The following is a 12,944-nucleotide window of genomic DNA, read 5'->3' as shown; positions in this document are numbered from 1 at the left end:
AAGTGTGCGTCTCCGTCGCATCACAATCGCCACCTCAACTCCACGCCAGATCAGCCACGGTCGGTGCGCAGCGATGCTGCCGGGCACTCTGCAGCCCGAGTCGATGCTAGCATACGGGAGCGACATAGCGGAGGGAAGGAGAGGCGACATCGATGCGAATGCGCGGCCGTAACCCTGGCCGGGGCCGGGGCCGGGGCGGGACAATAGCCAAGCAACGTGTTGTGTTCCGGGGTGTAGTCGATAACCCGAAAAACCCACCATGTGGAGCGACAGCCGTCTCTTGCGGAGCCGTTGTCGGAGACAGGCACAGACTCTCTATGGGAATTGCACGGGGTTGGTACCAGCTCGACATCAGGAAGGACCTGGTCTCAGGCAGAAAGTCTCAATTCCTGACGGGAATCAGACGGAGTTGTTACCTTCACCGGGCACCGTCCCGACAAGCTGGGGGCTATGCGTTTCAATTCCCGATGGGAATTAGACGGAGTTGCTACCGCTCGGTCGGTCATCATGGGAGCTGCGGGACATCGGCAGCAGTTTCAATTCCCGATGGGAATTAGACGGAGTTGCTACCCGCAAAGGCGGCTGCCTGCGCACGGAAGGAGGCTCTCTGTTTCAATTCCCGATGGGAATTAGACGGAGTTGCTACGGCCATCGGAGTCCTCGTCGGCACCGTTGCCGTGTCGTTTCAATTCCCGATGGGAATTAGACGGAGTTGCTACACCTGATGTCCGGGCAGCGCTGCTCCTGGCCTGGGGAAAGGGTTTCAATTCCCGATGGGAATTAGACGGAGTTGCTACGGACTCAGGGGCCTCAAGGTAGTCAAGCCCGTGGATGGTTTCAATTCCCGATGGGAATTAGACGGAGTTGCTACGTCAAGATGACGACACAGCTCCTTCTCGAGGAAGGTCCTAAGTTTCAATTCCCGATGGGAATTAGACGGAGTTGCTACCAGGTCGCGGCATATATTACAGCCTCCCCTACTTCCCATGTTTCAATTCCCGATGGGAATTAGACGGAGTTGCTACCCCATATTACCAAGGAGGCAAAGGTGTATAGCCGGTAACACGTTTCAATTCCCGATGGGAATTAGACGGAGTTGCTACTCGGAACCTTGGGACACGGTATGTGGACTCCACTGCTATGTTTCAATTCCCGATGGGAATTAGACGGAGTTGCTACAGGGCGGCAGAGAAGGCCGGCGCGAACAAGCAGTAGTTTCAATTCCCGATGGGAATTAGACGGAGTTGCTACCATATCGAGGAACCGGCAACACCGAGCGCGCTAACCGTGTTTCAATTCCCGATGGGAATTAGACGGAGTTGCTACACAAAGTGTTTCAGTTCTCCTTTTCTGTCTTCAGGGACGTTTCAATTCCCGATGGGAATTAGACGGAGTTGCTACGTGGAAGGAGGTTTACCTCCCGCGCCCGGGCTGCGGGAAGTTTCAATTCCCGATGGGAATTAGACGGAGTTGCTACCCCAGGCCCCGGAAGCCGCTCGTGGCGCGGGGTCTAGACACGAAGATCGCACATCCCTCGATCCCTGAAGACGTGTTACCAGATCCTGTCTCGTCCGCAGGGTCCATTTTCCTGTCTAGCTGCGGATCTGCCTGATCGCGCATCCCCAGGGTTTCTTGCCATTGCACGATGTTCGCGGTCCCTCCTTCACGTATTCTGTCTTTCGCCACCGAGCAAGGATTTCCTCCCTCTCAGATTTCGACTTCTTGATCGTTCATTGCGGTCCGCCCCGTGCCCTGCCCATCCCCATGGTAGTCCGGTACCCGATACCAGCATAGAAAGAGTAGCGACTAAGCGTAGCAAGTGCCCACAGCAACTCTGCTGGCACACCCGGTCTGACGGTGTAGGATACGTCTCCGACGAAACCGAGCAACATGAACTCAGCGAACCTGACCGCCTCGGTACGTAACCGATAGCGGGTAACAAACATGCTCGACTGGAGGTCCGCTTCCCTTACAAGGTCCCGCGGCCACGGCTCCGGCGCGAGGGCGTTCCACCGGGTAAGGAGACTTCCCAGCACCAGCTCAGGTAAGGGAAAGAGCACTTGCTCGCCGCGTCGGCGAAAGCTGGTCGGGGTGACAAACGAGAACGCGATCCTGCGGTTCCACCTCTCGATTGCGTCAGCGGCAAGCTTCATCAGGCGGGCGTAGTCGGTGGTGAGACGAGTATTCTCGCAGGCTGTCGTTCCGTCGAAGCGTGCCATCCCAATCTGCACCGCGCGGCCGGACCATCGTCGCGTGATTTCCTGGAGCGCACGGTACATGGGGTAGGAAAGCGAGAAGACATGGAAGCAGTAGTCCCTGCCCTCCACGAGCGTGTCTGTCCCGAGCCCTATACGCCGTACCTGGTTGCCATCCCTTACCTCCCCGGACAAGTTCGACGCTTCTCCTGCGGTGCTCGCATCCCCATCAGCCAAGCACCGTAGCCAGTCTATGCTGAACGGCTTGATGTGGAACGCGTGCAATTCACCCGCCCACCCTGCGTCGACCTCACGAAGGAGGTCGAAAACGAGCCCGTGCAACTGCTCTCCGCCTGGGCCTGGGAAAACCCCGAACCTCACGCACCGCATCGAAAACTCAAAGCATGCAAGCATCCTGTTATGCCCCGCAAACTAATGGTCAGCCTTCACGCAGTATCTCACACCAGACATGACCTGACAAATGAGCCTCAGTTCAGTAGCCCGCAAGGGCCCGCGTTGGGAACCAAGACCAATCGGGACAGAGTAAAAGTGACGGGACTGAGATGTTGTGTTCGACACCATTTCTCCATAACCTGCACGATCCACCCAACCATTCGCCCGTGACTTCAACACATTGCTTCTTGTACGGGGACGGCGGGTTGCTGCAAGTGCCAGCTCCAGTAGCAACCCGAGGCCCAGCAATCATGCCCAGGACATCCTCTGCATAGCAGGAATTGTCGCTGTATTGTCGAAACGAATCGTGCCGTCTATTTCTCGGGAGGCCCGAGGAAGCCGTCCAAAGCATACAGGTGACACGAATCGACTCCACTTGAACGCAGCGTTCTTTATGCCGGTGGGCGCCTGCGTCATATCGCAAGACTACTCGCACGATGATACACAGCGATTCTCGTCCTACCTACCACACGACTCCACAAGCACTGTTGGTCAAGGCTGTTGAGCCAGTGCTGCACCTGTCAGCCTCCTTTCGTGTAATGGACGTTTCCGAGGACCGGGCTCGACCGGGCTACCAGAGTCTAGCTAGAGTCAGTTGCCCTCTTCTGATCAAGGGACGGATGGCTACATGGCCATCAGCGGCCTAGCTGAGAGGCTTGGACGGGCCGCACGGGAACGAAATGAAGTGTGGGCTACGGGTCTTGGTGCACACGCTGCTGCTTGAAGATTCCCGGTTGGGGCCTCCCGGACGGAATGGTTCAAGCGGTGGGCTACTGGCTCTGACGCCCATAGGGACTCCTGACACACCAGCGATGTCGCTACGGCGAGTTGATGTCGCGGTCGTGAAGTATGATTCACGTAAAGGAGGAATGCCCATCTACTATACCACCCAGAATGTCTCACTGAATGGGCAATGGCCTTGCTCGTGCGGAACAGTAGGTGCACTGGCATGCAGCACCGCACGGGAGGACTTCTCTGGAGGTGGCGCTCTTGAGCGATGTTCTCCTTTTCTCAATCGGAATCGGAGGGTACAACCAAACCCAGTATCGCATCGGTAATGGCCTTTACCAAACCCGTTTTTCGTCGTTAGCCTTATATCAAGCAAAGCGACCAGACGTAGTACTAGTGTTGGCTACAAAACGTGCGTACGAGGAAACGTTTCCGACGCTGTGCCAGTGTGCGTCTGAGATCGGTCTTTCGTTAAGCGACAGCAACCTCGTCCTTATCCCGGATGGCCGAACGGAAGAGGAGATCCAGCAGGTCCTAGATACCATCATTAACTGCATAAGCCCGTGTGACAAGGTTTACCTGGACATAACCAATTCGTTTCGCCATCTTCCCTTTACCTACTTTAGTGCAATTGGTTTCCTAACCAGCTTGAAACAGGTAGATGTGGAAGTCTATTACGCCGCCTTCGAACAAGGGAAACCTGAAGCCCCCGTTCTCAATCTAACCTCTCTTATACAACTAAACGACTGGTACCACGCACTGCGCGATTTACAGGAGGCCGGCGACATTCACCGGTTAGCTGGGAGGATTTGCAGTGAGGCCAGGCACGGACGCCAAACCGCCAGAGAACTGCGCCATTTCGCGGGGCAGTTAGCACAGCTGGATAAGAGCCTCTCTTCGGGCCTTCCCCTCGAGGCTGGGCTCAATGCAGAGGCAGCATTGACTGCCCTGGAGAAAGTCCCTGCCGAGCAGTTGCGCTCGTTCCTGAAGGTAGGCGCAGAAGCTCTCCGCCCGCTTGCTAAAGAGCTCGAGAACTTTGCGATATATCCGGGGGTGTCTCACAAGACCCAGGTAGGGTTGAGCCTATCCGAGCTCGAAAGGGAGCTTGGCATGATTAGATGGTATGTTGAACATGGGCAGGTGGACAATGCCCTTAGGCTAATGCGCGAGTGGGTTGTCAACCGAGTCATGCTCAGCCATCAGGAGGTTGACTGGCTCGATCTCCGTACACGTGACCGTTACGAATGGGCTATCAATGCGCTCCGCAGGCGCCGTACCAAGGGTATGGTCAGTGGCCCTCCCGCCTCTGACAGCTCTCGAGCGTCCGGCCTTTCAGCCTCTCCGACTGATTCTTCGACCCTTGACTCATTGTGGGCTACGCTGGCGAAAGCTCGCAACGCGATTGCCCACTGCGGATTCACGAGAGCCACGGTCAAAGGAAGCAGCGGAGCTGCTGGAAAGACGTTACGCCAGATAATGAAGCACTGGCAGGACGACAGCTTTTGGAGATTGAGACGTCCGCTGAAGTGCGGTCGGATGCTATTGACTCCCCTGGGAACCAGCCCGGGGCAGCTGTACACAGCGATCTTGCGTGTTGAACCGGAGATCCTATTCGTGCTTACGTCGGAGCGTGCTCTACCAGGCCTGCGCGAAGCGCTTCAGGCAGCCGACAGACTTGACCTCCTGCCGGTGGAACTCGGGGGCAGCGAACCCAATCATGTGTTTATCATGGCTGACCCCTATGCAGGCTACCTAGAATGGCGGAAGATTGACAAGGATCCTCGATGGAGTGTCGTTGCGCCATATTCCGAGCGCATTGTCTGCAATGTCACGGGAGGCACCACGGTCCTATGGTGGTGCGCAAACGCACTCGCAGATTCGGCATACCGCCTTGGGGTCCCCGTGCAGAAGATAGCCGTTGTGGATCGGAGATCCCACGACGACCAGCAGCAGGACCCGTTCGTGCTGGGAGAGATGGTTACCCTCAGTGAGCCCCAGACGATAGCGGCCGTGGACGAGTGTGTGGAATGTGAGGAGATGGTATCAGACGAAGACCGGAAAGCCAACAAGAACCCGGGGGAAGAGGATGAGGCAAGGAAGCAAGCATAAGAGACCAAACCTCAATAAAGGTGGGTGAAACATGCCGGCGAGAATCATCCGAGTCAAGCTCCGCGTGGTGACCCCTCTGTTCATGGGCGGGGCCAGCCAGGAAGTCTCGGAGTGGCGGCTATCTAGCATCAAAGGTTTGCTCAGGTACTGGTATCGCGCCTCCCATTACCTCCTATGGGCACGGCCCAAGCGTTCGGTAGATAGTGGGGGGCTGGCGGACGACGCTGACCTCCGCACAGAGGAAGCTCGGATCTTCGGAGGGGTGGACGGGGAGGAGGGGCAGGGCGTATTCCTCTTGCGTACCGGTCGGTACCCCGACCAAGTGATCATCACCTCAAGACTAGAAGACGTTATCGGAAAGCCGGGCCAGCCGCTCAGTTACCTTGCGTACGGACCGATTGACAAAGGGAAGGCGCGCAGTTCAGCGCTCATGGGCGACGCAGAACTGGTTTTCTGCTTCAAACCGGGCGCTGGCTCCAACCAGGATAAGGACATCGAGGCGGTGCTAGGATCCCTGTGGCTGCTGTGCCATTTGGGTGGAATGGGCTCGCGTAGCCGGCGAGGACTAGGCTCGGTGGTGTGGCTCGACATGGAGGGAGACACATCTGCTTTGAGCTTTCGGTTTCCGCGCCAGGCTTCGAGCGTCGATGAACTACGGGAGCACCTCCGCTCGACAATCTCAAGGCTCTGCCCACAATTGCCGCCCGAAGGAACAGAATATACAGCTCTATCGGCCAAGACCCGCATCGTTTTGGGTTCACCCAGGCCGTCGTGGGCCCAGGCATTGCACGATGTCGGACGCGCGTTACAGCTTCACAGAACCTACCGATGTAAGTCGCCCAGGTATCGCGGAGATCATGACCTGGTGCATGACTTCGCCCATACAGGAAGAATAAGCACCGCCCCCAAGCGGGTCGTTTTTGGGCTGCCGCACAACTATTTCTTCAGTCATGACAAGAGCTCCGTCCAGATTGACGCATCGAGCCCCGATAATAGCGTGAATCGGCGTGCCAGCCCTCTCTTCATCCACATCGAAGAGTTAGCAGGAAGGCAGCCATCCTATGTACCCGTAGTGACCCTTTTTCCCGCCCGGTTCTTGCCCCCTAACATCCGCCTCAAGGTCGGGACGACGAGGTGCAGGCAGCCTGTAACCGTACCGGCCCCTACTGCGCCGAGGCCTCCGCTCGACTACACCCCCATCCATGACTTTCTGGACAACTTCCGGCAAGCCACCGGAGGCCGGGAGGTGGTGTTGTGAGTTCGCTTCTGCTTACTTTTGGGCCAGTACAGGGCTTTGTAGCTCAGGCCCGGACCACGCGGGACTTTTGGGCTGGCTCCTATCTCCTGTCCTACCTCGCGGGCTCGGCGATTGCCGCAGCGCTAGACAATGTACAGGCCTCGCAGCTAATAACCCCGTCCGAAAACGACCTTCTGCTGCGGACCATACAGGGGCGATCTTCCCCGTCTGAGCGTGACCAGGCGTCCAGATTTGGGACGCTACCCAACCGCTTTCGAATGGACGGACCGGAGGAAGAATTAAAGGCAGCGGCCGACGCAGCTAGGGAAGGGCTCCAACGCGCGTGGGGACGGCTTGCTGGTGGAGTCTGGTCCTTCCTTTCGGGCTTGCACATTCCTCAATGGGGGACACCCGACCTGCATCACCAATGGAACATACAAGTCGAGCGTCAGTGGGAAATCTCGTGGGTCATATCAGATGATCCAGTCGACCTGGACCGACGCAAGAATTGGCGAGTCTTCAATGGATTTGAAGACCCGGGGTCGCGCTGTTCACAATGCGGCGAACGCTCTGCGCTGTCGAAAAGCCGCGGCGGACGCTACGGTGAGGTCAGAGCCTTCTGGGAAGGTATCGCTGAGCATGCGAACGATGCCGACCGCGGAGTGCTGTTTCAGGAAGGGGAGCGCCTGTGCGCAGTCTGTACGATCAAACGCATCTACCCGCTCTTGCCTGAAACGCTCGGGCACGGCCTCCGGCCACTGACGCACTTTGCGTCAACTCCTACGATAGCAGCGACGGAGTGGGTACAAAGCGTGCTTGAGGCGATCCGCAGTGCAAGCGCATCGTCACCGTCACAGCCGAAGGGATGTAAACTCCGGGACGCGTGGGAACGCCTGCTGACCATAGCTGACCAGGCTGGGGTCCAGTGCCCCGCTTGCCACCCAGACGAGCGCCCGTTCGAATGCGACGGCAACCTGTACTACATAGACGAACTAGTGGGGCAATCTGGGCGGTTCACCCAGGAACGGAGCAGTAAGGGGCTGCCGCTGAAGAAGGAGTCCTTGCGCCCGGAAATCACGAAGGCCGTTCGTGAGTTGAAACGAACACTCGGAAAAGGTCCCATTCCAGTCTACGCCTTGCTAGCCATGGACGGAGACCACATGGGCGCCATTGTGCGATCCGTCAAAGACCCCTCACAACTCTCTCTTGCACTTGCCAACTTCGGCAGTGCTGTGCATGACATTGTAGACGAGCACCATGGACGGCCCGTGTACGTTGGGGGCGACGACGTACTTGCTTTCTTCCCGGCCATGCAGGCCATGAGAGCGGCAGACAGGATCCGCAAGGCGTACCGCGACTGTTTCCGGCAGATTGGCGTAAGCCACGCGACCATCTCGGCAGGAATAGTCTTCGCTGATATGCGCGAGCCGCTCCGAGATGTCATTGCCGCAGCGCACCGCGTACTGGATGACATGGCCAAGGCTCATGCCGGACGCAATGCCTTCGCCATCCTCTTGATGAAACATAGCGGAAGCTCAGCAGTCATGGCAAAGAAATGGGAGGAAGAAAAACAAGACGGGTCGATCATAGAGTGGGTCGACGAGATATACAGCCTTGCCGACGACATTCGACGCGAGGACATATCTACAAGCCTGCTTTATGCACTGAAGAACCTACTCGATGCGTTCGTGCCGGAACGAGGTCTCGCGCCCTCGTGTAACGATGAACACTCGCTTGTGCAGTTCGTTGCCAGCGAGTACCTTCGTAACCGTCTGCTGCCATGGCCCGAGGGAACCACACCTGAAGCGAAGCGGCAGCGGGCCGAGCAACAAGCGCGACGTCTCCTTGCCGTCGCTGCAGTGCCGGGCAGTACGATGCGTCTTAACATGGATGGCCCCATCATTGCTCGATTCCTGAGCGGAAGGCGGGAGGTCTCATAGGCATATGAGTGCACACGCTATGGAAGTATGTAAGTCTCCAGGGAATAGGAACCACGTGGCCACGCATGGGAAAGCGGAGGCGCTGTGGCTATTTGCCCCTCGGGATAGCCTCTTCTTTGGCACGGGCCAGCCGTTCAACGCTGGAGAGGTGGGAACGCAGCGGTCGCACTTCCCTCCAAACCCGGCAACTATGCAAGGAGCTATCCGAGGCATTTTCCTTCAAGCGCATGGTGCAGATTTCGATGCCTTCGCCCGCGGTCGGTGCAGTGTCTGCGACTGTCCGTGGGATCAGTGTCTGGTCACTCGCTCCGTGGGTGCCGCCGATGACCCCGAAAGCATGGAACTCTCCCTGCGCGGACCGTTCGTGGCGGTCCGGACCGAGGCCACATCCAGGGCGTACGACTTGCTCTATCCTACCCCTCTTGACGTGGCCAGCGCCCACCGAAAAGGGACGGGCGCATCCGGCCCAAACGAAATGGTGCGACTGACGCCCTCGTCACGCGCTGTGGCCACTGATCTCGGCTATCAGCACCTTCCCACCGCGCCTGAAGGCTATGAGAACGTCTCTGTCCCAGAGCAGAGTTTCCTCTCGGCACACGATTTCTACAGATATCTGTTGGGCGAGACCCCCCAACCAGAGAGTCTTCTCGACTTCCGTCCCGGATCCGCATCCCAGCATACGCCTGTACTAGAGGAGACGCGTGTAGGCATCGGTCGGAAGTCGAGGACACATACGGTGGAAGAGGGTATGCTCTATGTGACCTGCCACGTGCGGCTTGCCGATAGGTACGTTCTGGCCGAGCGCGTTGCGAACATTCCGGATATCTTGCTTGACACCAAAACATCTGAGCACCAAAAAGGGGTCCCGCTCAACCTTCCACCGGTTGTCCGACTCGGCGGGGAATCGCGGCTGAGCTACCTTGAGATACATCCTTCTTCGCATGAGGGTTCACGTCCACCAGATGGGCTACCGGAAGGTGCGATGTCACAGATCGCAAACACCCTGGATTCTCAGCGCACCCAACATGGCGTGCTCAGATTCCGGCTTGTCTTGCTACAACCTGCTCGCTTCAAGGAAGGGTGGATCCCGGATGGCATTGACCCCCGAGGCTGGTCAGGCACTCTTTGTGGTATTCCCGTGCGACTGGTCTCGGCGTGTATCGGAAAGCCGGTCCTGCTTGGCGGGTGGGATATGGCAAGAAGGCAGCCGAAGCCCACGGCCGCGTATGTGCCCGCTGGAAGCGTGTACTTCTTGGAGAGCACCGATCCTGGCTGTAAAGGCCGACAGGTGGTAGAGGGTCTTCATGACCATAAGATCGGCCTGCAGACAAAGGCTGGCTATGGCCACGTAATGGTTGGTTGTGGGTGGTAAAGATCTGGGGGATCGATGGCCCGGTGCAGGTCGCCCGCCCGAGCTTTAGACCCTGGCGACGGCGCGTGCACACCTTCAGGGCGAAGCATTAGATTCAGGGCGGAGCATTAGAAAGGAGGACGCCAAATGCTGGAGAAACACATGCTTATCCTCTATGCGCAGACCTATCTTCATCCCGGTGCCGGATCTGCTACAGGTGTTGTAGATCTGCCCATCCAGCGCGAGGTGAACACCCAGTTTCCTTACATCGCCGGTAGCGGGATCAAAGGAAGTCTGCGAGACAAGGCCGAAGCGCTGGAGGGAATCTTAGAAGATGTCGACCTTAGCGATGTTGGCGAGGGCGACGATAGTGGCACCGCCCCAGCTTCACACGGGCATGATCAAGAGAGGTCGGGAGCTCAAGAGAGACTACAGAGACTACGTGCCGGACGCGCTCGAGTAAGCGCTGTTTTCGGCCCCGAGCCACGAGCCAGCGATGACTATGCGAGCTGCATCGCAGTCGGGGACGCGAAGATTCTGGCCATGCCGGTGCGATCGCTCACCCGCACGTTCTTTTGGGTCACATCACCTATTGCGCTAGCACGTCTTGAGCGTGACCTTGTGGCAATCGGCGAGCGACCTGGTTGGCACATCCCCGCGCCGCAAAGTGAGACTGCGCGAGTGCCCCAGGGATGCCTGGTCAGCGGCCAATTGATGTTGGAGGAATTGAACTTCAACGTGGAAACCGATGATGGCGTCGGGAGAATCGCCAGGTATATTGCCACGAACCTGCTACCGGAGGGCATCGGACAGACGTTCGTGGACAAGTTCACGAGAGACTTTGCTGTGGTTTCTGATGACGACTTCACACACCTCGTCCGCTTCGGAACACAGGTCTCCGCCCGGATCGCCCTGAACAGCCGAAAGACCACCACGGGAGACGGCGGAAATCTATGGTATGAAGAGACCTTGCCGCCCGAGACGATCCTCTGCAGTCTACTATTTGCAAATACGCCGCGCAATGCAGGTCAGGCCGGCGCGCCATTTGGCAGCGCGGCAGAAGCCATGCGTTACGTGAGAGAAGTGTTGGCCGATGGGTATCTTCAGGTCGGGGGCAACGAGACTTTAGGCCAGGGCTGGTGCCTGGTCAGAGTGAGGTGAACAGCATGCCGCAGTTGCTTGAGCAAAAGAGGGCCGAGTACGCTCTCACGTGTGTCAACCGAGTTAGGGGCAATCCGGACTTGTCGAAGAAGTACAAGATCTACGTGCACAGCCTGCCGGCCATGGTTCAGGTAAACGGCCTCGGACAGGCGCTGGCGCAGATTATGAGCGACTCTCGCAAGGCAGACGATGGTCCGGCAGCCCGCCAGGTCATAAATGATCTGAAGACGTGGCTAGTCGATAAACGGAGGCTGTACGAACCCCCGAGCGACGGGAGTATCCTGCAGGCTCTTGTGACTGGAGATCGCGCTGCATACCTCAGGGCATACGAAGAGACGATTGCCCTGTGTAACTGGCTTAAGAAGCTGACTGACGCTTACGTTACATAGGCTGCCAAGAGACACCGGGGTGGTCCGTGGTCACCTCTCAAAGGTAGATAAGCACCTGTAGACCCCGAGTGCGCACTGGGTCAGGGGTGTCATCATCCACCGCATCATGATGAAGCAACGCACCGATCTGGCCCGATTCCAGCGTTGCCCAACTGGACTGAGACTGGAGGGAAAATAACATGGCCCTTCCGTTGTACCTGGGGGAAAACGCCACCTTGCAGAGCCTGGCAGGCAACCAACCCACGCCTAACCTGGGCCTGGTTTACGAGAAGTTCGTTGATGTCTGGCCTCCTGAATACGATTCGCGGCCTAAAGCCGGAACGCGCGATGGTTTTCTGAGATTCTTCCAGCATCATCAGGCGGACGCAAGTCTCCTGGAAGCTTACTGGAGGCGTGTTGAGACTCTTGTGGCCAGGGTAGGAGGAATTATGCTGGAAGGAGCCACCGCCGAGCGACTTGTGAGCGGACTCGGCAGTCACCATCCTCTCGAGACGGGTTTCATTTGGCACCGGACTCTTGGTGTTCCATATCTACCCGGCTCATCACTCAAAGGGCTTCTCTCAGCCTATGCGAGAGAGAGTCGCGGAGGCTACGGGATGCTGGGAGAAGAGCGTGCGCTCGAGCTGTTTGGAGACCAGGAGCAACACGGAGTGGGCCGTCTGGTGGTATTGGACGTTCTGCCGGTGTCACCGTGTCGTCTGGAGCTAGACATCGTAAACCCACACTTCGGCCCGTACTATCGGGAAGGAGAACCGCCGGCCGACGTGTGGGCGCCTTCTCCTGTGAAGTTCCTGGTCGTTCCCAGAGGAGTCAGATTCCGGTTTGCCGTGTTGGGTCGACATGGCTACGCCGATCCCAGGGATCTGAGTGATGCCGAGAATCTCCTCATTGGCGCGCTCACCTTCCTCGGTATAGGCGCCAAGACTGGAGTAGGCTATGGGTTGTTCAGGGACCTAACCAGAGTTGAGGACATCGCGTGCGGTGCACCAAGACCAGAACAGCCAGGGGAAACGGCACAGGCACCGGAAAGGACGAAAAGAGCGAACGAAGGAGAAGGCCATGCCCGACCGGCCCCGTCGGCGTCCGAACTCAACCATGATGAAGCGATCAAGCTGTTCCAGTCCCTGGATGGCTTGTCTGAAGACGAGCAGGTCAGGGTTGCAATGCGTCTCTACGAGTACTGGAATACGACCGGCGAATGGGCAGAGTGGACCAAGCACAAGGATCGAGATTCGGAAAAACACAAGAAGAAATATCGGCGCGTCGCTAGGGTAACGGAGATTCTGGCAAGAGCTGGCAAGCCGTGACTGCGCGGGCACAGGTTGAGGCGGCCGCCAATAACGATGTTTGGCGGCGGGCAAGTGCCGTCTTGAGTGCCCA

Annotated in this window: 7 protein-coding genes and 1 CRISPR repeat array; of the genes, 6 read left to right on the top strand and 1 reads right to left on the bottom strand. The window is 57.8% G+C overall.

Annotation, left to right across the window (positions count from 1 at the left end; all coding sequences use genetic code 11):
- Positions 1–379: 379 nt before the first annotated feature.
- A CRISPR array of direct repeats spans positions 380–1,477; the repeat unit is 37 nt; unit sequence GTTTCAATTCCCGATGGGAATTAGACGGAGTTGCTAC.
- A 253-nt stretch (positions 1,478–1,730) separates the two neighbouring features.
- Entirely contained in the window at positions 1,731–2,609 is an 879-nt protein-coding gene (gene cas6 / locus NUW12_02680) for a CRISPR system precrRNA processing endoribonuclease RAMP protein Cas6 (GenBank protein ID MCR4401679.1), read from the bottom strand.
- A 1,020-nt stretch (positions 2,610–3,629) separates the two neighbouring features.
- Between cas6 and csx2 the strand changes: the two genes are divergently transcribed.
- The 6 genes from csx2 to cmr6 all read left to right on the top strand — a co-directional run bounded on the left by csx2 (position 3,630) and on the right by cmr6 (position 12,871).
- Positions 3,630–5,486 (top strand): TIGR02221 family CRISPR-associated protein, encoded by a 1,857-nt coding sequence (gene csx2 / locus NUW12_02675; protein ID MCR4401678.1) that lies wholly within the window; start codon positions 3,630–3,632, stop codon positions 5,484–5,486.
- A 31-nt stretch (positions 5,487–5,517) separates the two neighbouring features.
- The gene (locus NUW12_02670; protein MCR4401677.1) at positions 5,518–6,744 is read left to right on the top strand and encodes a hypothetical protein; all 1,227 of its coding nucleotides are present in this window, start codon (positions 5,518–5,520) and stop codon (positions 6,742–6,744) included.
- Positions 6,745–7,001: 257 nt separating this feature from the next.
- A complete protein-coding gene (cas10, locus tag NUW12_02665) occupies positions 7,002–8,663 on the top strand; it encodes a type III-B CRISPR-associated protein Cas10/Cmr2 (GenBank protein MCR4401676.1) in 1,662 nt (553 codons plus the stop codon).
- 1,513 nt (positions 8,664–10,176) lie between these two features.
- A complete protein-coding gene (gene cmr4, locus NUW12_02660; GenBank protein ID MCR4401675.1) occupies positions 10,177–11,175 on the top strand; it encodes a type III-B CRISPR module RAMP protein Cmr4 in 999 nt (332 codons plus the stop codon).
- Between the two features lie 5 nt (positions 11,176–11,180).
- Positions 11,181–11,564 (top strand): type III-B CRISPR module-associated protein Cmr5, encoded by a 384-nt coding sequence (gene cmr5, locus NUW12_02655; protein ID MCR4401674.1) that lies wholly within the window; start codon positions 11,181–11,183, stop codon positions 11,562–11,564.
- 179 nt (positions 11,565–11,743) lie between these two features.
- Complete coding sequence (gene cmr6 / locus NUW12_02650; GenBank protein MCR4401673.1) at positions 11,744–12,871, top strand: type III-B CRISPR module RAMP protein Cmr6; 1,128 nt, start codon at positions 11,744–11,746, stop codon at positions 12,869–12,871.
- Positions 12,872–12,944 lie beyond the last annotated feature (73 nt).

The sequence above is a fragment of the Bacillota bacterium genome, from assembly GCA_024653485.1.
Classification (GTDB): Bacteria; Bacillota; SHA-98; order UBA4971; family UBA4971; genus UBA6256.
Note: the sequence above shows the minus strand (reverse complement) of the source record. Positions and strands in the feature narration are given on the sequence as shown.